Consider the following 24053-nt stretch of genomic DNA (forward strand, 5'->3'; position numbering starts at 1 on the left):
AACAGGTTTCATTTTTTTCTCATTTTCCGATAGTGTGTTTTTCCAGTTCGTACGTATAGAGCAATAAACAGATTATAAACTTATCATTTTGGAGAATCGCACAGCAATACTTGATTTGTTGACTGCCTTTTTAAATAAACAGGTGAGTCGCGAAGAATTTGACCGGCTTTTCTCGGCCCTTGCTAGCCTGGAAGATGAGGACTTTAAAGAGATGATCCTTCGGGCGTTGGATAACGGGCGCGACATTACCGATGTCGACTTCATCCAAGAACGCGTTTCCCATCTTTATCCACAGCTTCAGACAAAAATAGGATTGGCGTCATCTCAGCGAGTAATCAAGCCGCCGGATGCGTCCAAAAGGAAACGACTTCAAATCTGGTGGAAGGTTAATTCTGCTGCCGCGGTCGTACTTGCCTTCCTGTTTGGAGGCTTATATCTTCTATCCGATCAGCCCGATCACGGAGAATCAACGGCTGTGCTCACACCTGAACATATTCTTCCCGGGGGAAATCGTGCCGTACTAACACTGGCCGATGGGCGAAGCGTTGATTTAAATTCGAGAAAAAGCGGTATCGTGGTTGGTAATGGCCTTACCTACCTTGATGGCAGTTCGGTTCTGGACGACCCCGAAAACGAGGGAATGAGTGCACTCAAACTCACGACGCCGAATGGAGGTCAATATCAAATTACGTTGTCAGATGGCACCCACGTATTGCTCAATGCTGCCAGTACGCTGACCTACCCCGCTGAATTTGGCAGTGAGAACACGCGAGAAGTTACCCTCGACGGCGAGGCCTATTTCGAAGTGACAAAAGATCCGGAAAAGCCGTTCATCGTTGCTACCACCAAACAGCGTATTGAAGTACTGGGCACTTCATTCAACATCAATGCCTACGACAATGAAACAACCACCAAAACAACGCTATTGACTGGTTCCGTACGTGTAAATATACCGGCAGGCAAGTATACAAATCAAGAAAGCCGGATACTTACTCCAAACCAACAAAGCGTGGTGAGCGATAGCCAATCTGAAATTACCGTCAAGAACGTCAATCCCGAGTCAGCAATGGCCTGGAAAAATGGGCTATTTAATTTTCACGGACTAAGCATCGACGAATCGTTGAAACAGGTCGAACGCTGGTATGATATCCGAATTGTCTATCAAGGTGAAAAACCCGAAGGTTATTTAGGCGGTAAAATGAGCCGCGGCGTGAAGCTAGCTACGTTCCTTAATTTCCTGGAAAAAGACTTTCATATCAAATCCGAGATGAAGGCAGATCGTACGTTAATCCTATATTCCGCTTCAAAAAAGCCGCTAACAACTAATTAATAAACTAAATTCAATGATGATGATCAAAACACCACCCTAACCCCTTATGGTATTTCATAGAAAAAGCAGGGAAGTGTTGAAGCCACTTACCCTGCGATGTGCTATGATTTACCTTTTTATGTAACAAATCGAATTAGTTCACCAAAGTACAACCCTAGCATAACAAAATTATGAATAAAAAGCGAGGCTTGGAAGGCTTTTGCCTACCTCCTGAGCTGTATACCCAAAAATCCATCTTACGGCAAATCTTTATGGTTATCAAAGTGAGTTATGTCTTATTGTTTATCACCTGCCTTCAATTACAGGCTCGTACCTATTCACAGACTATCACGATGAATACCAAACAAACATCGCTTGAACGGGTATTTCAGGCGGTTGAACAACAAACCGGTTACGTGATCCTGTATAATTACAAAGAGTTACAACGAGCCAAGCCTGTGACCATCTCCGCGAGCAACCAGGAAATAACGAAATTCTTAGATAGACTGTTCGCCGACCAACCGTTTACATACAACATAGAGGATAAAACGATTCTCGTAAGTGGTGGAAAACGGGTAAAACCGAAGTGGGCGAAGCCAACCGTCCGGATCTTCCCGCCCGTAGAGGCAAAACAAGCGCCCCTGACCGGTTCGGTGAAAGATGCGAGCGGTGCTCCCATCGAGGGTGTAACCGTTACCGTCAATGGAACCACGACGGCCACAAAAACCGGTTCCGATGGACGCTACCACATCGATGCACCTCCCAGCGACGGCACATTGGTCTTTTCGATGCTTGGCTACAACACCGTGGAACAAACGATCGGAAATCGGCAAACGATTGACATCGTCATGATTCCATCGGTTAGCGATCTGGAGGAGGTAATTGTGGTAGGCTACGGTACCGCGCAAAAAAGGGATTTAACAGGAGCTGTGGCACGTGTTAACCTCGATCAAAACCGGCAGCAACCCAACATCAACCCGGTACAGAACCTGCGGGGCACCGTAGCGGGCGTGAACATTACGGACAATGGGCGACCGGGATCGGATGGGACGATTCGGATCCGCGGTGCCAATTCGATTTCTGCCAGCAACAACCCGCTGATTGTATTGGACGGGATTATCTATGCGGGCGGCAGTTTATCCGACATCAACTCCACCGACATCGAATCCATTGATATTTTGAAGGACGCCAGCTCGTCCGCCATCTATGGTTCATTGGCCGCAAACGGGGTAATTTTGATCACCACAAAAAAGGGTACGACCGATAAGCCTCGGATTTCACTGAATTCGTATGTTGGCTTTTCGGATTTTGCCCACATCCCGAAATACCTCGATGCAGAAAAGTACCTACAGGTACGGAAAGACGCGGAGATCGCCGATGGTGGTGCCATTCCGTTCAACCCGCTGGAACAAGCTAATATAGACGCCGGACGGACGATCGATCCGTTCGAGGAAATCCGCCAAAATTCACCGATCCATAGCAACGAATTGAGCGTATCGGGCAAAAGTAAAGCGTTTACGTATTACTTTTCGGGAGCCTACTCGGGCGTAAAATCACCCGTAATGGGCGATAATTTCAGTCGGTTGGGCGCGCGGGTCAATTTAAATGTGAAAGTCACCGATTGGCTGAGTATCGGAACCAATTCAGGCTATACGGCGAAAGACAACTCAGGCGTGAGAGCTGACTTGGCCATGACCACCTTTTTAAGCCCATATGCAGAACTCTATTACGAGGACGGCGTTCCTCGGCCACTGCCAATGAACGTCGGACAGGTCAGGAGCCCCATTTTAAACGCACTTTTAAGCGATAACCTGGACAAAACGAACACGTTGTTCTCTAACAATTACCTGGATGTAGAACTTCCACTTGAGGGACTTACCTTTCGACTGAATACGGGTTATACGCAACGGAATAAAAAGGTGTTCAACTATAAACCCACATTTAACCGCGGGGAATTTTTCAATTTAGGAAGCGGAAGCCAAGCCTACACTGAATCTCGGAACCTTACGGTGGAAAACATCCTGCGGTACGACCGGACGTTTGCGGAAGATCATGCCTTTAACCTGACGCTGATGTACGGCGCGTATAAATCAGCAGATAACAGTGCCTCGCTGGCCAGCGACAATATCTTCAACGATGCCCTGGGCTACAATGCATTGGAAATCGGCGAGAATTTCACCATCAACACCGGCGCCGGCGAAGATCAACAGGTGTCGATGATGGGGCGGGCGGGCTACCGGTATAAAGGCAAATACATTGTTGACGCCACCATCCGGAGAGACGGTTTTTCAGCCTTCGGAAAAGGTCGGAAATACGGGGTATTCCCTTCCGCCGGGGTCAGTTGGGTCCTTTCTGAAGAAGAATTCTTAGCCGACAACTCCTACATCAATAGCCTCAAGGTGCGGTTATCGTGGGGAAGGAATGGAAATCGAGGCGTAAGCCGGTATTCATCCCTCAGCTCCGTCGCACAAACCAATTACGTATTCGGGAACGGCGCGGCTCCGTCAGTTGGTCTTTATACCAATTCGATGGGTAACCCCAACTTGGGGTGGGAAACCACTACGAGTACGAACTTCGGGGTAGACTTTGAGTTGTTCTCAAACCGTGTAAACGGATCCGTTGAGTTGTACCACAGCAACACGTACAACCTGCTGCTGAGACAGCGTATTCCTAACATGTCCGGTTTCACTACATTCCTACGTAACATCGGGGAGACTGAAAACAGAGGTTTTGAAGTAACCCTCAACACGGTCAACGTCCAGAAAGGAAGCTTCAGCTGGGATACCCGTGTTGCGTTTTCATTGAACAGAAACAAGATTCTCAAATTGACGGGGAACGATCTGGACGGTGACGGTGTGGAAGACGACGACATTGCCAGCGGCTGGTTCATCGGCTATCCTCTTGCGTCGAACTTCGACTATGTTTTTGACGGGATTTATCAAGAGGGCGACGACGACTTTTCGCTGCTACCCGGCTCCAAGCCCGGCGACGTGAAATTCCGGGATATGAATGACGATGGTAAAATCACGCCAGCCGACCGACGCGTATTAAGCAATTCGCAGCCGATTTTTTTAGCCGGCATCACCAATACCTTCTCGTATAAACAGTTTTCGCTCATGGTAATGTTTAACATTCGCCAAGGCGGAGAAAGCGCAAATCAAGCGATTAATATCGGTCGGAACTTCTATTACGAATCCAATACGCTCGATGTCCCATATTGGATGCCTGAAAACCCCATCAACGATTATCCCGCCATTAATTACGGAAATCCCTTGAACTATGGCTTTTATCAATCCCGCAGTTTTGTCCGGTTACAGGATGTGTCGTTAAGCTATAATTTTTCGAGCGCACTGCTTGAAAAACTGCGGATTCAGAACCTTCGGTTATTTGTCAGTGGCAAAAACTTGGTTACATGGACCAAGTGGAACGGGTGGGATCCGGAATATGGCGGTGGCGGAAGAGGCCCCGGAGATAACGGTCCAATCTTGAAAACGTATACATTCGGTTTAAACTTCCAACTGTAAAAGAATTGAAAATGAAAGCAAACATCACGATCATAATGAGTTTGGCTGCTGTTATACTGTTCAGTGGATGCAGCAGCAGTTTTTTGGATGAAGTCCCGCTCGATCGTTTCAGTCCGGAGAATTTTCTGGTAGACGAAGCGGGCTTCGAAGCAGCAACGGTGGCCCTTTACCAAGCCGCGCGTGATGAACACGCCATTGGAGGCGCTAATTTTGATTACATGAACCTCGGGACCGACCTCATTGAGTGGGGACGGTACGATTCCCGGGGTTTCAAAGATTACAATTTACTAACGTCCCAAGAGGCAGCCGTAGGCGGATATTGGACTTGGGCGTATCAGGACATGATTCGCCAGTGTAACCTGATATTGGATAAGCTGAACGATCCGGAAATTGAACTCAGCGAAGATGCACGAAACCGGTTTGAAGCGCAAGCCAAGTTTTTCAGGGGATATACGTACAACATTCTCGCCACGTTATACGGCGGCGTTCCGATTGTCACCGACGTTATATCCGAACCCAAATTTGATTTTCAGCGGGCGTCAAAGGAAGAGGTACTCCAACTTGTCCGGCAGGACCTAGAAGAGGCGGGGGCATTGCTTCCTATTACCGGGAATGTATCCGACGGACGAATTCACAAGGCTGCAGCCTATCATACCCTCTCCGAAGTGTATCTGTCGTTAGCTCTGGAAACCAATGACGCCTCTTATTACGATCTGTCTATCGACGCTGCCAGTAAGGTAATCAATAAAGAAGTGGGCGACTACCGCATTATGACGGAGCGATTCGGCGATCTATCCCGCCCCGGCGACGTCTTTTCCGACCTGTTCCAAACCGATCAACGTAGCCGCGAATCGGGCAACATGGAAGTCATTTGGAGCTGGCAATTTGAGAGCTTTACCCTTGGCGGCCATACCAGTGCTGGCAACGGTGGTAACAACTCGCCCCGGTTGTGGTTTCCCCAATGGGAGAAGATCGCAAGCCCCAACGGTGCTTTCAACCTTTCTACCGATAGCATGCTGCGTGGAATCGGCGTCAATTCGCCGTTGAATTATGTCAAGTATGACATCTGGCGCCTTGATCCGAACGACATGCGTAATTCGTCGTACAACATTCGACGGGTGTATTACTACAACAATCCCGATGATCCGGAATATTTCGGTAAACCGATGAAGACGGGATACAATAGCAAAGGCGAAAAAGTCCTCCTCAAGAACGATGGAACACTTTCAAATGTCGTACTGGATACCCTCATGCAATATTACCCCTGGATCCGCAAGGTCGACGGAAAACCCTTTGAAGATAACGTGGTTGGAGGCCAGTCCGAAAACGACATCATCAAAATGAGGTTGGCGGAAACGTATCTGTTCAGGGCGGAAGCCTATTTCAGGAAAGGGAATTTAGGAGAGGCAGCGGCGGACATTAACGTACTGAGAAATCGGGCACACGCCACTCCCATCGCCCCACAAGACGTCACCGTGGATTTCATTCTGGATGAACGGGCGCGCGAACTGATTGCCGAAGAACCCCGTAGGCGCACGCTAAGCCGGATGGGCATGTTTTACGAACGGGTAAAAAAATACAACCCATCTTCTGGTCCTACGGTGCAGCCACATAACGAACTGTGGCCCATTCCACAAAGCGTGATCGACGCCAATACGGGAGCCGAGATGATACAAAATCCCGGATATAATTAAGCATCGTAAATCCGCAAACAGTTAATGCATAACTATGAATCGCAGAAAACACTTAAAACAATTGATGCTCCTTGCAGGTGCATCGGCCATCCCTTCTTTTCGCCTGTTGGCTGCGGCCAAGCCCAAAACCATTCTGTTGGTTTCCGGATGGCAATATTATAACATCGGTGACATTGCCCATACCCCCGGACTGCTGGCCCTGCTGAACACCTTTCTCCCCGAAACCAAAGTGATTCTATGGCCGGGTCACGAGGTGCGTTCAATCGACAAAATGCTGATGGATAACTATCCCGATCTACAAATTGTGAAAGGATCAGTTAAGGATGGCAACGTAGAAAGTGAGGAAGTGATCCGCGCGGCCGAAACGGCCGACTTTATGCTTCACGGTTCGGGACCATCGATGGTTGCGCAGTCGAAACTACAATGGTGGAAAGACCGCTATAAAAAGCCCTATGGCATCTACGGGATCACCCTGGAAGATATCAACCCCGCCCGCAGAGAGCTGTTGGACAACGCGGCCTTCGTGTACCTTCGGGATACGCTTTCGGAAAAAAATCTACAAGAAAATAACATCAAGGCGCGAAGCATTGGCTTCGCGCCCGATGCTACCTTTGCGATGGACCTCCGAAATAATGTCGATGCGGTCAACTTCATGAACCGACATGGACTCCGGCGAAAACAATTCCTCTGCGTGGTAACGCGTTTACGGAAAACCCCCTATTATCAGCTGGGCAGCAACTGGTCGCCCGAGCGCATCCGTGAGGTGGACACCCTGAACGACCAGCATAAAGAAGCCGATAACGCCAAAATGCGCGAAGCCATCGTTACGTGGGTGAGACAAACCGGATTGCCGGTTGTCGTTTGTCCGGAAATGAGCTACCAGCTGTCCATCATGGACGAATTGGTTATTAACCCCCTGCCGCCGGATGTGCGCAGTCATGTGATCAAAATGGATCGGTATTGGTTTTGCGATGAGGCAGCCTCCCTATATGCAAATGCGACCGCGGTCATTAGCATGGAATGCCACTCTCCGATCATTGCCTGCTATAATAATACCCCTGCATTTTACCTGCGGCAACCCCAAGACACGATCAAAGGCCAGATGTGGTACGACGTAGGGTTGAAAGATTGGGTTTTCGAAATTGAAGAAACCACCGGCCAGGAAATTGCTTCACGGCTGATGGAGGTATATGACGATTATCCTGCGGCCCAACGCAAACTGGAAACGGCCATGGACTACGTCCGCAATATTTACCGCGAAACGATGCTGGATGTAAGAAACCGTATTATGAACAGCTAACCCCTCAGAAAATGAACAGAAGAAATTTTTTAAAACTCGGCGTACCGGCAACCGGAGCCGCAATATTGGCCCCATCGGTAATTGCCAAAGCGATGTCAAACATCCAACGACAATTTACTGGAAAACCCGCTTTCGACAGTTACGATGTCCTCATCAACGGGGGCGGGTTTAGCGGCTATTTCGCGGCGATACAGGCAGCGAAATCCGGCAAGCGGGTGTTATTGGTGGAGAAAAGGAGCAGTCTCGGCTATGAGCTCACTGCAAAAAGCAGGTTTTGGCTGGGAACAAACGGAATTGAAAAACTCCCGGAAGACATCAGCGGCGTGCTATGGTCTGATGAAGAATCTTCCGAAGTACACACAACCGAAGGTTCGGGGGCTGGGAAGGGTATCTTTGGCGATGAGCTCGCATTAATGGCAGGCACACTCAAAAAAGGCCTGTTGGCCAATGTACTGGCCCATAAAGTGGACACGCTATTAATGACCGATGTGTGTGGGCTATTTACTAAAAAAGGAGACGTGCAAGGGGCATTACTTGCCTGTAAACACGGCCTCTTTGCTGTTAAGTGTCAGCATTTTATCGATGCTTCCGAACATGCAGTTTTCAGCCGCAAGTTATTGGGTCAAAACCCGCTTCCTAAATCAGCAACCTTTGCGTTGGAAATCTGGAAAACAACCTCGCCCCAACAGAAATCTGTTCCCGTATCCTCATCGCTTGGCGTGTCGGGAAACAAAGTCAACATACACCGTGGTAAGCATGCCAACCATCAGGTCTTCCTCGAATTCAGCTTTGATGCCAACGGTCTTGACCTAGATACGGTTGAACATCGCGCCCGGGAGCTGGCCACGGCGCTCGGCAAAGCACTTCCGACGATCGACCCCATGTTTGCCAAAGCCGAAATTACGCAATTTGCCTGGGAAACGTCGGTTGTTCTCCAGGATCGCGCACAGCCACAGCCCAAACTTTCAGGACATCACATCGTTGGCGATACCCAGGCTCCTTCGGACTGCAGTCAGCTGTTGGCAATCCGGGAAAAAGCGGAGGGATTAGTCGCCTCATTGGGCGGTAGCACACATTCTCCATCTGCGTTCGCAGAATTGGTAATTGTCGGTGCGACCATCCCGACGCAACATGTCACCCTCGCAGAAGTTGATGAACCCGGCCTTGCGATTCCACTAAAACGGTGTACCTTCGATACTGGACTGATCGCTACCCGCCAAGACTGCCAGGTGTTCGTTGCCGGAGGGGGCACCGCTGGGGCGATGGCTGCGATCGGGGCGACTTCCAAAGGAGCAAATACCATCGTGGCGGATTTTTTCCAAGACCTCGGCGGCACGAAGACCATGTGCGGTGTAATGGGTTATTACCACGGTTACCGCAATCAGCCTTATTTCAAGCAACAGGATGAGGAAGCAAACCGCCTGGCTGTCGAAGCGCATATGACCAAGCGTTTGGGACGTATGAGCTATCTACTCCAGCAAGTACGGCAAGGTGATGGTCAATTTTTTGGGAGCACCATCCTTTGTGGTGCCATAGCAAGTGAAAACAACGTCAAAGGGGGGCTGGTTTGTCGGCAGGGCACGTTGGAAGCCATTTATGCAGACGTATCGATAGATGCCACGGGCGATGGCGATCTGGCAGCGTTTGCGGGGGCTGCCTTTGATCATGGTGACGCCCGAACCGGCAAGACCCAAAATTACAGTCAGTGGGATATCCGTGGGGCGGGCAAAGTGCCGTCCAGTACCAGCCGGGATTATGACATTATCGATAACACCCGGATCGCGGAAGTGCAGCGCGGGTTGTTTATCTCCCATTACGAAGCGCATTGCTACGACTTTTATCCCATGCTGGCCGTACGCGAATCGCGGCGAACCAAAGGGGAGTATGAATTAAATGTAATTGACGCGATCGAAGGCACGCATTTTCCGGATGTCGTCTGTCTTGCCAGCAGCGACTTCGATCCGCATTATGTGGGATTATCTGATTATACCCGTTGCGGTTTTCTCCTTCCCCATTCCATTGATATTGTCGTAGAGATTCCTTACCGGAGTATCGTTCCTAAAGGTTTGAATGGGCTCTTGCTGTCGGGCAGAGGATTTAGCCAAACACAGGAAGCCTATCAGTTCACACGGATGACGTCCGATCTGATCGTACTGGGATACCTAACCGGGCAAATCGCTGCAACCTTGTCGTTCAACGGTACCCGGGCGAAGGACTTTGACATTTCACCGCTTCAACAGGAATGGGCGGCGCTGGGCTATTATCCCGAGGGATACCTTTCCAAACAAACAGGCAACAAAATCGAAGCTCCGGGTGAAGCAGAACGTCGGGTGAACGCATTGTCTCAAGGCAAACGGGAGTATCTGTATGCATGCATCAAACTTCCCAAACAGCAAGCCGTTCCGCTACTTAAGGAGTCTTTCCAAACCGCAAGCGATGCGCAAACGCAGTTGCTCATCGCGCAGGCCCTGGCGTGGTTCGGGGACCAAACGGGAAGCAATGTTATTCTTCGGGATCTCAATAACCTGTATGTGCAGGAACGTGAAAAAGGCTACCCGGCCGATTTTGTCGATAACTACGACCTGATCCGAGGTCGCGAACACAACGTCTTAGAAGGTCTTTTCTGGCGCATTAACCAGCACATCGCACTGTTGGCGAGATCGGGCTATGAAGGCGCCAAGTCCACCATCCGAACGATCCTGGAAAATACAACCTCCGGAGGACCCATGATGAAACGGGAGAGTGAATATTTTGACGGACGCATCGATCTCAAACTGGTTCCTTTCCACAACCGGATACTGAATCTAAGTTATTTCATCGAACGATTACCGGACACACAGTTTATTGTTGGATTGGAAAAACTGTTGCAAGACCCACATGTCGGTGGCTATCGCACCAGCGAGTACGAAAAAGTACGATGGCGGGTATACGGCGGCGATCTGGAACTTCATATTGCGGCCGCTTTGGCTCGCAGTGGTGGAAAACGAGGGTATGAACTGCTGGCAGATTACCTGCATGACCTCCATCATACATTCAAATCATTTGCCGTTTCCGAGCTGAAGACGCTGACCGGAAAACAGCATGGATATGATGTAGCGGCTTGGGGTCAGGCCATCAAATCGTTAGATTATCCCCGTTCGGTAGTAGCCTTGAACAGTTAGTATGAGACGCCACGGACTTTGGATACTTTCAGCATTTTTTTTGTCGGCCTTCGTCCAACCGCCCACTACGTACTACAGCAGCCGAGCATTGCGTAATCAAGCTCTTAACCCGGCCACTGGAGGCAAGGAATACACCATCCGGGATGACCACGGACAACCGATGTCCGTGGCTTCCCGGATGGGTACTGATGGCCTGCCGTACTGGTATTACCGCATTTTTACACCTGTGTGCCTCACGGGCGAGTGCCGCCCGATCGATATTGGTATTTATTGGCATTTCTCCGGCAGATACCTGGGTATCGAAATATACCGGGAACCTTTGACTAAAACCGACCACAGCGAATTTTCGCCCTTGGATTATGACCGGCTGGAAAGTATCCTTCAAAATGAGTGGTCCGATTTGCGGGAATATACAGCTGAAGAGCTCGTTGAACCCACAGATAAAGCGAACGACCAGCCCCAAGTGGACGGTGTTACAGGAGCCACACGCAAAGCAATTAGTGAGGCCGCGGTAAAAGATGCGGTATATACCACGCATACCATCTGGCATCTCATCCACGTGGGCGAACCCGAGCAGCTTGCTTTACTTGCGCTATCCAAAATGGCCAATGAACCGACCCTTGCTCATCGGCTATTGGCTACCGAAGATATGGAAAACCGGAATTTTGTACTCAGAGGTGTCATTGATGGCCACCTAGATGTAGATTCCGTCATTGAGAAATCCATTCTACAAGGTCTGAGCGCGGAAGACAATACTTACCGTGATCTTGCTTTCAAGGCATTGAGTAGACTCAATCTGTCTACCCTGTCTCTACAGAAAGCGCTTTCAACGGCGTACCCTCAACTGGAAGCTGGCGAAAAAGTCCGGCTTCTGACAGCACTGGAACAAACGGATGCGCTGCATCCGGCATTGCAAACCGTACTGTCTGCCGAGTTTACGTCGGATACGCAACCGTGGGTACTTATTAAGATCCTATCTTTGTTCCGACAAACCGGAGCGCTATTGACCGATGAAGAACAGTCGACGATTCGCGGTGTCGAGACCAGCCATACGGCACTACAGAAAGCGCTAAAAGATTTTTTTGAGTGACATTTTACCGTTACATTTATGCCAAATTGCATTCAAGCGGACTGTGCGCTCAAAACCAATAAATACCGAGGAGGAAAGCAAGATCTTGACCCGGCTTCGCTGTGGAGACGAAAAAGCATTCGCCGAAGTTTACCACACGTACCAAAATAGAATAGGTCATCGACTACTCCGTCTGCTTAAATCAGAGATTCTGGCCGAAGAAGTCATGCAGGATATCTTTTTGAAAGTTTGGGAAAACAGAACGTCCATAGATCCTGAGCAGCCATTCAAATCCTATTTATACCGAATTGCGGAAAATAGGGTAATTGATCTTTTCAGAAGAGCAAAAAAAGAGCAATCCATTCTAGAAGAAATCATAGCCGGAAATACCGAATTGTACACACACATTGAAGAAGCGCTTTTCAAAAAAGAATACGCCAGTCTATTGGATCGACTGATTGTTCAAATGCCCGCCCAACGGAAAAAAATCTTTATTGCCTGCAAACTGGAAGGAAAAAGTTACCAAGAAGCAGCCGACGAATTTGGCATTGCGACTACGACGGTGAACGATCATCTCCAAAAAGCAATGCATTACCTTAAAAGCAAATTGGTTGTCAATCACGATGCATTGATGCTACTCACAGTAAGTTTGTTACTCCAATAAAAAGTCAGATCTGAACCGTGACTTTTCCGCTGCCATTCGTATTAGCTTAAAATAGCCAATATAAATTACAATGGATGAACAGCACCATTTACGGGCATTATTCGAAAAATATCTGAATGGGGAGTGCACGGAACAGGAAGTCCGGGAGCTTTTTATGCATCTTCATCTATTGGACGATGATACCATGCTCCGGCAATTCGTTCAATCCGCCTTTGACGAGGATCGGCACATCGAATTACTTTATCAGCATAAACTCGCGGCACTGACAGCGCGCGTAGAAAAAAGACTCGGTAGCAACCTACCGCAACAACAATACCGATTTGACCGTTTCCTACTTTCCAAACGGCTGATGACCATTGCCGCTGTCCTACTCGCAATACTATCGATTGGCATCATTCTTTACAATTGGGAGCCAAAGACCGGAAAAACCGGAGGAATTGCTGTTACCGAAGTTGATGATGTACTACCCGGAGGCAACCGTGCTACCCTGACACTGAGCGACGGTAGAACCATACAACTGAGCACCGAACAAGCAGGCATTGTTGTCGGAGATGGGATTTCGTACCTTGATGGAAGTTCCGTACTTGGTAAACAGGGCAATAGGAGAACAAACGAACAAGGTCATTCACTTACCCTCACTACGCCAAAAGGAGGTACTTATCAAGTTACGTTATCGGATGGCACCAAGGTCTGGCTCAATGCAGCTTCGTCACTTAGCTATCCATCGCGATTTGACGAGAGAGAACGGGTAGTTGAATTAACGGGCGAGGCCTATTTTGATGTGAGTGAACAGGTGTTACCGAAAACAATGGAATCTGCAGGTGGCGATTCACATAAAATTCCGTTCCGGGTAATCACTAAGGGTCAGGCCGTAGAAGTCCTCGGCACCCAATTCAACATCGCTGCCTATTCGGAAGAAGAAAAAACCCTAACGACGTTAGTCGAGGGTGCTGTGCGAGTCACACCCTCGGAACACGGGCGTACGGGCCGTCGAAACCGGCAACATACGGTACTCAAACCGGGGCAGCAAAGCATTGTAAAAGATACGGAAGTTACGATTAATCAGGTCGACGTTTCGTTATTTATAAATTGGAAAAATGGGCTATTCAGCTTTAAGGAAACTGAATTGCACGAAGTAATGCAACAGTTGGGGCGCTGGTACGATGTGGATATTGTATACGCCGGTGAAATACCGGAAGCCTATTTTTTTGGAGATATTCGGCGCGACCGGAGCCTCACACAAGCACTGACCATATTAAAGAAAAGCGGCGTAAACTTTACAATTGACAAAAAAGGGAAGCGAGTCAGGTTGATTGTACTTCCCTAATAGCAAGATAATAGTAAACAACCAATTTATTAACACTTATAAATTAGCATATATGGAAAAAAAATAAACATGATTTGAATCACATACATCGATTTAATAAACAACCGGATAGTGGTGATGACACTACCCGGCAGTTCTTGGATGTATGACCACTCGCTGGCGTTAAACCAATGCAACGTAATCATTTGTGTAACTTGACCAAAAACATACAAACTTATGAATTTTTATATACGCGTAACCATGAAATTGGCGCTGTTTCTTACTACAATAACTATTGTGCAGGCTACGGCGGCATCCCTTGCACAACCCGTCACCTTAACTGCACGAAATGTGTCTCTGACCGAAGCTATGCGATCAGTCCAAGCGCAGACCGGCTATCTTTTTTTCCTGAAGGGGAAAGATGTTGCCTATACTAAGGTTAACGTAACCTTCCGGAATGAGGAACTCAAATCGGCGATGAACAAGCTATTGGCAGGGCTCCCCTTGACCTGGGAACTGGAAGATGGCACCATCATTATTCAATCCCGATCAAAACCAACACGTAAATTATCCATTGCCGAAGAGAGGCCTTTACCTCAACATGAAGTAACCGGTCGTGTTATAAACGAAGAAGGAAATGGATTGGAAGGAGTTACGGTAACGGTTAAAGGTACAACCGTAGCAACCTATACCGATGCCGGCGGCAATTATCGGATTCTTGTTCCCGAAAGTGGCAATGTCTTATTATTCACCACCATCGGATACGAAGCTACCGAGCAAGCCATCGAGAGCCGTACCCGTATTGATGTCCAGATGCAGACATCTGTCAGCGATCTCGAAGAAGTGGTTGTCGTTGGATATGGCACGCAAAAAAAGGGAAGTGTGATTGGTTCGGTTTCGCAGGTAAGCGCCGAGCAGATTGGCGAACGGAGTGTTCCTCAGCTATCGCACGCCCTGACCGGGCAGATGCCTGGCGTAACCGTTATTCAGCGAACGGGAAGACCTGGATCCGCTGGTGGCGAAATATCCGTACGTGGTGTGGGTTCATTTGGGGCCAGCCCCGCCGCACTGGTGTTAATCGATGGGATACCGGGAAATCTCAATGACGTGAATCCCAATGACGTTGAAAGCGTATCGGTATTAAAAGACGCCTCCACGGCGGCCATCTACGGATCAAGGGCCGCAAACGGTGTCATCTTAGTCACGACTAAACTGGGAAAAGACGGCAAAACGCAGATCAATTACAGCGGAAGTGTCGGCATTCAAAAAGCTACGGAGTTGCCTGACTTGGTCAACTCGTGGGAATATGCCGAGCTTTACAACGAAGCCACCGGAAACGAAGTCTACACAGCCGAAGATATTCAGAAGTTCAAAGACGGCTCAGACCCGGATAATTTTCCGAACAGCGATTTCATCGGTGCAGTATTTTCGAGGGATCCCATACAGACTGCTCACAATTTGCAGCTCAATGGAGGCAATGCAACTACGCAATATGTGGTATCGCTCGGTTACCTCAATCAACAAGGGTTACTGGAAAGAAATGACTATTCGCGGTATAACGTGCGGTTGAACCTGACCAATAAAATTTCGGATAAGCTAACACTTTTTACCAGGCTTTCCGGAGTGAATGAGGTAATCAATGAACCCGCTCCTCCGGGTGGCATCGAACACACTCAAATGCCAGACATCATCAACCTTGCGGTACGGATTCCGTCGGTTTATGTCGGTCAACTTTCCAACGGTGATTTCGGCACCGGCCATGCCCAAATGGGAACGCCTCTTTCCTATATCAGCAGTGAGTCGTTTTACCTGGATAAACCTTTTGAATTGAATGCCAACATGCGATTGGATTGGCAGGTATTGGCGGACCTGAAATTATCAGCGATAGGTGGATACCAACGCAACAATCGGTACCAGAAACGGTTCTTAGCTTCCCAACGGTTGAACCCCAACATTTTGCTGGGCCCCACCAGTGTCAATCAATTCAACGAGGCCACTGTTTACAGTACACTGCAGGCACTTGCAGAGTATGACAAAACCATCAACGACCACCATTTCGGCATATTGGCCGGATATTCCTTTGAGGCCAATCGGTTTGACGAATTGACAGGATATCGTGACAAACTGCCCGGGAACGATCTTTCGGAAATCAATGTGGGCTCTCCCGACGGGCAAACTGTTGCGGGTACGGCCACCGAATGGGCGCTGCAATCGTTTTTTGGTCGCCTGCGGTACGACTTCGCCAATAAGTATTTGCTCGAAAGCACCGTACGTTACGACGGATCCTCCCGGTTTCCAACAGACAAGAAATATGCCTTTTTTCCTTCCGTAGCCGTCGGATGGCGCTTATCCGAAGAAGGCTTTTTCAAAGAGGCACTACCCTGGGTGCATGACTTCAAACTGAAGGCTTCCTATGGCGAATTAGGAAATCAGAATATTCAGAGCTCGGATAACATTAATGGCAATTATCCCTATCAAACGGTTCTCCAATCAGGCTACGGGTATCCCTTTGGGGGCGTGCTCGGCACAGGTGTTGCAGCGACCACGCTTACCGACCCCCTCCTACATTGGGAAACTACACGCACCACGGATGCGGGCATTGATGTATCGGTATTAAGCGGTGAACTGGGACTTACCGCCAGTTACTTCAACCGGAAGACGTTCGACATCCTTTACAAGCCGTCTGCCAGTGTTTCGAAAGTTTTGGGGAAAGAACTTTCAGAGACAAACACAGGGAGTTTACGCAACCACGGATGGGAGTTTACCGCTTATTACCGCAAACAGCTCAGTGATGTGCACTTCTCTGTCGAACCTAATTTTTCCATTATCAACAACCGGGTGTTGGATCTAGGGGTAGGAAATATCTACCAGCCAAACGGTATGGTGGGCAATGGCAGCGACCTGTTTATCGGCCATCCCATGCAGCTTTATTACGGCTACGTTGCCGAGGGGCTGTATACCAACGATGCTGAAATCACTGCTGGTCCGGATATCTCGCAGATCAATCCGCAACCGCATCCCGGGGATATCAAATACCGCGATGTTAGTGGACCCGATGGCGTACCGGATGGAAAGGTAGATCCGGTATACGATCGTGTGGTCTTAGGCAGTCGGATTCCAAAATACACCTTCGGTCTGGCTTTGGGCGCTAAGTACAAAGGATTTGAATTGAATGCGTTGATTCAGGGTGTAGCCAAGGTAAAAGGAAAACTTGTTGGATATGCCGGCTACGCGTTCTATAATACCGCATCCATTCAACGCTGGATGATGGAGGGCCGTTGGACACCCGAAAATCCCGATCCCGATGCTGCTTATCCACGGCTCGAACTGATATCCAATCAAGGCACTCCGAATACGGTTGAATCATCCTTCTGGTTACCGGATGTTTCGTATGTGCGGTTAAAGAATATCCAACTGGGCTATGGTTTGCCTGCATCCCTTATACAAGGTTGGAAAGTACAGGGAATTCGATTCTACGTAACCGCGGAAAACCTGTATACCTGGAATAGATACCGTCAAGGTTGGGACCCGGAAATCAACACCAACGGTTCATATTATCCCATTTTTGCTAACTATACGTTTGGTTTGAACTTAACCTTTTAACTCATGAAGCGCATACTCAACTCCATATATCCCCTTTTCCTGATCGCATCCCTTTTCGGATCGTGTGCAAAAGAACTTGAAAAATCCCCCCTTGATCAGTTTGCTTCCGAAACATTCTGGGCAAGCGAGGGCAATGCCTTACTGGCATTGAACGGCGTATACCGCGGAAACATTTTAGTGAACGCACCCGAATACAATCCCACCGACTGGTGGTCCTACAACGGTCTGCTGTTTTTGGAATTTGCTACGGACAACGCTTATGACCGCCGGGGTGACAATGCGGCAACACATAAGCTAACGAATGGAACCAATACGGCTACCAATGCGTTCATTACTCACTACTGGGAGCGCAGTTATCAAAAAATAGCACGAGCAAACGACTTCCTCGAAAACATCGGCAATGTACCGATGGATGCAGGCAAAATAGCCCGGTTTTCCGCGGAAGCACGTGTCATCCGGGCATGTCAATATTTTTACTTAGCACAATATTGGGGCGATGTGCCGCTGGTCACTGCTCCGCTTACCCCGGAGGAGGCCAATATCCTTACCCGCACGCCGAAGGCCGACGTGATGCAGTTTGTCATCGACGAATTGACCGGTTCGGTAGATGCATTGCCCCGGCATGCAGCACTGCCCAGTGCGGAAACCGGACGGATTACCCAACAAGCGGCTCTTGCCTTTTTAGGTCGTGCGCAACTTGCCGAATTGCAGTATGCCGAAGCGGCGACCACCTACAAGCGGATCATCGACTATGGGGACAATCAGATCGATCCTGACTATGAAGCCCTGTTTCTGGTGAGTCATAAAAACAGTAATGAGCATATTTTCAGCACGCAATATGTGGAAAATGACGCTTCCAATGCGATGTTTCAGCATTTTTTCCCCGCTGTAAAAGGTGGCTGGCACATCTTCTGTCCATTGGGCAGCCTCGTGGAGGCGTACTCGTTTGAGGATGGCACGCCTTTCTCCTATGAGGACCCCCGTTATGATCCCAATGATATTGCGGCTCACCGCGACCCTCGTTTGAAAGCATCCATTTTATTTAATGGGGACACGTTTGGCACTACTCGCTACATTACCCATCCGGACTCCACGACTTCTCCCGATCAGTTGGGTGCCGGGAAACAAACCACGCAAACCGGTTACGGTATCCGAAAAATGATGCAGGCCGATTTTTCAGGACAACTGGCAAACTCGGGAACCAATATACCCATTATACGCTATGCAGAGGTACTGCTAAGCTACCTCGAAGCCAAGCTCGAAGCGGGGGACCCCATTGATCAAGCACTGCTCGATGCAACCATTAACGAGGTAAGAAGCCGGGCATCGGTCAACATGCCTCCGATTACCGTAACCAATGCTGAACAGCTCCGACCGATACTGAGAAATGAACGCCGGATTGAACTTGCGTTTGAAGGGATACGGTATTGGGACCTGCTGCGCTGGAAAACTGCTGAAACCATACTGAATGCCGATTTCTATGGCGCGCCTTACCCCACGGCTACCCGTATGCGCAAAAAAGACAACGAAGATGATCCCTATCATCGCTGGTATGTGACGACCCGGCGTTTCCGGCCAGCAACCGATTACCGTTGGCCCGTACCTCAGGCGGAACGTAATATCAATCCTAACTTAGGTCAGAATGAAGGTTATTAGTCGCCAAATCGTCAAACACCTCATGCGATATGCGGTATTTGCAGGACTGTGGATGCTCGCTGGCCATGCCCATGCGAAAGGACAGCCCAACCGGCCGAATGTTATCTTTATTCTGGCCGATGACCTGGGTTATGCGGACATCGGTGTCTATGAGCAACAATTGATCCAGACACCCCATCTAGATCAACTGGCTGCCGAAGGCATACGCTTTACACAACACTATGCCGGCAGCACCGTGTGTGCTCCCTCGCGTAATGTGCTGATGACTGGCGAGCATACCGGACACACCTACATACGAGGCAATTATGCGTGGGACACCGAGGGGAACGTTCCACTGCCGGAAACGACCGTCACGGTAGCCCGGTTGTTTCAGCAGCAAGGCTACCATACAGGAATATTTGGCAAGTGGGGACTGGGTGGCCCCAAATCCGGGGGAGGGCCCAACAGTCAGGGGTTTGATGAATCGTTGTGCTACCTCGACCAGCGCGAAGCACATGATTACTTTCCCGGTCATTTATGGAAAAATGAAGAAAAACTCCGGTTGCCCGGAAATGATGCCAACGGCAGAGCGGCCTATAGCCATGAGTTGTTTGTTAACGGGGCCGAACAATTTATACGCGAACATGCAACAGATCCATTTTTCCTATACCTCCCTTTTACCTTACCGCACGGACGGTACGAAGGGCCCAATGACAAGCCTTATACCGATAAACCCTGGTCAGAAAACGAACGTCACTACGCAGCCATGGTCACCCGTCTCGACCGCGACATCGGCAGGATTTTGGATCTTCTCCGCACACTCAAACTGGACGAAAATACCGTAGTTTTCTTTGCCAGTGATAACGGTCCGGTAAAAAATATCAGCAGGAGATTCCGTAGCAACGGCACCTTCCGTGGTTACAAAACCGAGCTTTACGAAGGCGGTATACGCGTGCCGCTTATTGTAAAATGGAGCGGACAAATTACGCCCGGACAAATCAGCGACCAGCTGAGTGCCTTTCAGGATTTCCTACCAACCGCTTGTGAGCTCGCCGGTATTCCCATCCCGCAGCACATCGACGGAATATCCTACCTCCCCGTATTGCAGGGTAAGGAGCTTCCAAAACAGCATGATTATCTGTATTGGGAATATTTTGAGTACAATTACAATTGGGAAAAATCCGACTCGCAACTTCCCCGGACCTACCTCAACGATCAGGCAATCAGAATGGGTAAATGGAAAGGGATACGGACTGGCCTGCACGATCATCCAAACGCTGAAATCGCACTGTATGACATCACAACTGATCCGTCGGAAACCCATGATCAGTCGGCAAATCATCCGGAAATTATCCAACAGATGAAAATCCTTTTAGAAACGGTAAGAAATGATTCCCCTTTTTTCAAAAAATAGAGAGCGGCTCATGGGCATGGGTTTGCTCTTGAGTCTGGTCATTTCGGCCAACGGCCAAACACCTGTTCGCGTAGATCACGCAGCTACCGTCGCGTACGTACGATCCTGCCAAAAACCGAACGGAGCATTTGGCCCCATTGATCAGATGTATACCGATGTAGCATGGACATTCCCAGCGGTTCGAACACTCCAATTGCTTGGGGCTTCCCTTCCCGATGCCGATTCGTGCCTTGCAAACGGAGGCCAATCGTGGATGGAAAAAGCCCCTTGGAAAAACGGACCCTGGTATTGGTCATTCTACCAAAAGGCATCGTTGTATGCTTTATATGGCAGAAATGACCACCGGGAACCGGGGATAATTCCCGGTTCGTCTTGGAAATTCACGTACATCCCCCGAAAAAATTACACCGAATTCAGGGATTACCTCAAAGGTATCTTTTTCGATATGGAGTCACTTTGGCATATGACTGCCGGGATTCTCGCACTTGGTGGAAAAATCGAAAAAACGGATGCGGTGGCCAAATTCATCCGCAGCAAGCAGCTAGCCGCAGGTTGTTTCGGCAACCACCTGATTCATACACATGCTGCCGTCCGCACTCTCTCCACACTTCACTTGCCCATTCCAAATCGCGATGCGTGCATCCGGTGGATACAAGCATGCCAGCAGGAAGACGGTGGGTTTGGGTGGAGTCCCGATCATCCATCGGCTTCCAACCGATCCGACGTGTGGTATACCTGGGCTGCGGTCATGGCCCTGCACGAATTGGGGACCCAACCGAAACAGATGCAGGCCTGCATCGATTGGCTCAACGGATTACAGAATGCGGACGGCGGATTTGGAGACCACCCCGGCTGGAATTCACGGCTGTACAGTACGTATTATGCGGTTGAAGCGCTGCAGGTACTTACTGATGATGCCGCTTCGGCCATCTCCCGGAAAACGATCGTTCGACCGGCAGACCAATTCATCCCCGAAGGCGTGTACCACATCTACCAGACCCAGCATAAAACGCCCGTAGGCGGTGAGGGCATGGTAGACTCCATGGTGAATCTCGGCTTTCATCTCATTGGCGTAAAAACCAAGGAAACCGATGTACTGAACGAACAGGGCATGAGTCGAACCGTACGCGAAGCACGGGCCTATGCGGCCCGAAAAGGCTATGACATCGAAATTGTAGATTGTCCCGAAAATTACGGCCATCGGTTAATATGGTTCGATGGACAACCGGCGGACCATGTTTCCAACTTTATGATACCTCCTGAAATGGACGACACAGAACACAAACAATTTCTTGCCAGTTACCAAGCAGGGAAAGCGAATCTGCCTTGGGATGATTTCAAAGAACAGGTCATTAAACCAATGGTAGCAACAGGTGTTCTTTTTTATCCCGAATTGGATTATACCCTGCTGAATGCGTATCTTGTGTACGACGAGGGGCTGTATAACGACGGCGGATATAACGCGGTACCGGGTGCGCACTTTGGCAATATCGATTGGGTCCGGCACTTCCCGTATCATGAACGATGGGTAGGCAAGCTACCCATCGTTGCGGATGGAGACGCGCATGGCGATATGCTGGCTTGGCAAGCCAATCTCGACCAATACCGGAATGTTTTCCTAGCCAAAGACAACAGTCTTGCCGGCTACGTGGAAGCCGCTAAAGACGGAAGGTCTGTATGCGTGATTGTCATGCCCGAGGGCGAAGTGAGGTATTATGGCGCACCACCCGCTGTTTCTTATTTGAAAAAACACCTTGACGAATGGAAATGGTGGTAAGTTAAAAAAGTTTTCAAATCCATTAAACAAATAGAACCAATGAAACGATCAAATCTTTACTCTTCTCTGCTTTTGGCGCTGCTCGTCATATCGGCTTGTAATACGACGGAACAGGGCAAAGGAGCGGAAAAACAACCCAACATTGTCGTTATCTACCTAGACGACCTCGGCTACGGCGATGTAGGTGCCTATGGGGCAACGGTCCTAAAAACACCGAATATGGACAAGCTAGCCGCAGCAGGTCTCAGGTTTACCAATGGATATGCAACTTCGTCTACCTGTACGCCCAGCCGCTTTGCCCTTCTTACCGGTGTGTATCCCTGGCGGAACAAGGATGCCAAGATTTTACCCGGTACGGCACCGCTGCTGATCGACACACAACAGCAGACGCTACCGAAAATGCTGAAACAAGCAGGTTACCGCACAGGCGTCGTCGGCAAGTGGCACCTCGGTTTGGGTACCGGTCACGTCAATTGGAACCAGCACATTGCACCAGGGCCGAATGAAGTGGGGTTTGATTACGCTTACATCATGGCGGCCACCCAGGATCGCGTACCCACGGTCTTTATTGAAAACGGAAGTGTAGTGGATGCGGAAGCCGGCGACCCGATCGAAGTGGATTACAGCAAAAATTTCGAAGGGGAACCCACCGGGCTTGATCATCCGGAACTTCTTCGGATGCGGTGGCACCATGGGCACAATAACAGTATTGTAAACGGCATTCCGCGTATCGGTTTCATGAAAGGTGGCGAAAAGGCAAAATGGGTCGACGAAAATATGGCAGATACGTTCCTCACGAAAGCACAAACCTTCGTCAGGGAGCATACCGACAAACCGTTTTTCCTCTATTATGCCCTGCACCAACCCCACGTTCCCCGTACACCCAATCCCCGCTTTGTGGGCGCATCAGGTTTAGGACCGCGCGGCGATGTGATCGTCGAAGCGGATTGGTGCATCGGGGAATTCATGAAAACCCTGGAAGATGAAGGCCTGTTGGAAAACACCCTGGTGATCTTCTCCAGCGACAACGGTCCGGTGGTGAACGACGGCTACTACGACGATGCGGTGGAGAAGTTGGGCGACCACAAACCTTGGGGACCGTTGCGGGGAGGCAAATACAGTCTCTACGAAGCGGGTACACGGGTGCCTTTTATTGTACAATGGAAAGGAAGGATCAATCCGGGTGTATCCGATGCGGTCGTTTGCCAAATGGACCTCCTTGCCTCCTTGGCCGGTTTAACCGGACAGCATTCGGAAAGCAGCGATAGCCAAAATCTGCTGGATGCACTGCTGGGCGACACCGACCAGGGCCGGACCGAACTGATCGTGGAAGCGAGTTCACGCACGGCATTGCGGAAAGGTGACTGGGTAATGATACCCCCGTATAACGGACCGGCACGCAACAAACAGGTAAATATTGAATTGGGTAATTCGACAGCCTATCAGCTATACAATGTAAAAAACGATATGGGACAACAAAACAACCTGGCGGAAGCCGAGCCGGAAAAGCTGAAAGAGATGATCGATCGATATGAAGCGATCCGGGGTCAATCGGGCGACGTCGAACAACTAAAATTGCAGTAAAAGAACAGCGCAT

The 24053-nt window shown here is 49.4% G+C and carries 13 protein-coding genes; all 13 read left to right on the plus strand.

Features of this window, described 5'->3' with window-relative positions; all coding sequences use genetic code 11:
• The first annotated feature begins 88 nt into the window (after positions 1 to 88).
• The 13 genes from BMZ56_RS07720 (at position 89) to BMZ56_RS07780 (ending at position 24040) form a co-directional block, all read left to right on the plus strand.
• Positions 89 to 1330 (plus strand): FecR family protein, encoded by a 1242-nt coding sequence (locus tag BMZ56_RS07720; protein ID WP_143072872.1) that lies wholly within the window; start codon positions 89 to 91, stop codon positions 1328 to 1330.
• Between the two features lie 170 nt (positions 1331 to 1500).
• Positions 1501 to 4833: a TonB-dependent receptor gene (locus BMZ56_RS07725; protein WP_090625998.1), complete on the plus strand. Its 3333-nt coding sequence runs from the start codon at positions 1501 to 1503 to the stop codon at positions 4831 to 4833.
• A gap of 11 nt (positions 4834 to 4844) precedes the next feature.
• Positions 4845 to 6527 (plus strand): RagB/SusD family nutrient uptake outer membrane protein, encoded by a 1683-nt coding sequence (locus tag BMZ56_RS07730; RefSeq protein ID WP_090625999.1) that lies wholly within the window; start codon positions 4845 to 4847, stop codon positions 6525 to 6527.
• Positions 6528 to 6561: 34 nt separating this feature from the next.
• Positions 6562 to 7827: a polysaccharide pyruvyl transferase family protein gene (locus BMZ56_RS07735; protein ID WP_218146505.1), complete on the plus strand. Its 1266-nt coding sequence runs from the start codon at positions 6562 to 6564 to the stop codon at positions 7825 to 7827.
• Between the two features lie 11 nt (positions 7828 to 7838).
• A complete protein-coding gene (locus BMZ56_RS07740; protein ID WP_090626001.1) occupies positions 7839 to 10988 on the plus strand; it encodes an FAD-dependent oxidoreductase in 3150 nt (1049 codons plus the stop codon).
• A 1-nt stretch (position 10989) separates the two neighbouring features.
• Positions 10990 to 12078, plus strand: coding sequence for an FMN-binding protein (locus BMZ56_RS07745; protein ID WP_090626002.1), 1089 nt, complete (start codon positions 10990 to 10992; stop codon positions 12076 to 12078).
• Between the two features lie 43 nt (positions 12079 to 12121).
• The gene (locus BMZ56_RS07750; RefSeq protein WP_177195079.1) at positions 12122 to 12721 is read left to right on the plus strand and encodes an RNA polymerase sigma factor; all 600 of its coding nucleotides are present in this window, start codon (positions 12122 to 12124) and stop codon (positions 12719 to 12721) included.
• A gap of 70 nt (positions 12722 to 12791) precedes the next feature.
• A complete protein-coding gene (locus tag BMZ56_RS07755) occupies positions 12792 to 14048 on the plus strand; it encodes a FecR family protein (RefSeq protein ID WP_090626004.1) in 1257 nt (418 codons plus the stop codon).
• Between the two features lie 216 nt (positions 14049 to 14264).
• Entirely contained in the window at positions 14265 to 17630 is a 3366-nt protein-coding gene (locus tag BMZ56_RS07760; RefSeq protein WP_090626005.1) for a TonB-dependent receptor, read from the plus strand.
• Positions 17631 to 17633: 3 nt separating this feature from the next.
• Entirely contained in the window at positions 17634 to 19286 is a 1653-nt protein-coding gene (locus tag BMZ56_RS07765) for a RagB/SusD family nutrient uptake outer membrane protein (protein WP_090626006.1), read from the plus strand.
• A complete protein-coding gene (locus BMZ56_RS07770) occupies positions 19273 to 20679 on the plus strand; it encodes an arylsulfatase (RefSeq protein ID WP_245893133.1) in 1407 nt (468 codons plus the stop codon). The genes BMZ56_RS07765 and BMZ56_RS07770 overlap by 14 nt, the downstream gene beginning before the upstream one ends.
• Positions 20654 to 22456, plus strand: a complete 1803-nt coding sequence (locus BMZ56_RS07775) for a prenyltransferase/squalene oxidase repeat-containing protein (protein WP_090626008.1) — start codon at positions 20654 to 20656, stop codon at positions 22454 to 22456. The genes BMZ56_RS07770 and BMZ56_RS07775 overlap by 26 nt, the downstream gene beginning before the upstream one ends.
• Before the next feature lie 39 nt (positions 22457 to 22495).
• Complete coding sequence (locus tag BMZ56_RS07780; RefSeq protein WP_090626009.1) at positions 22496 to 24040, plus strand: sulfatase family protein; 1545 nt, start codon at positions 22496 to 22498, stop codon at positions 24038 to 24040.
• Positions 24041 to 24053 lie beyond the last annotated feature (13 nt).

Origin of the sequence: Parapedobacter indicus, from assembly GCF_900113765.1 — a bacterium.
GTDB classification, from domain to species: domain Bacteria; phylum Bacteroidota; class Bacteroidia; order Sphingobacteriales; family Sphingobacteriaceae; genus Parapedobacter; species Parapedobacter indicus.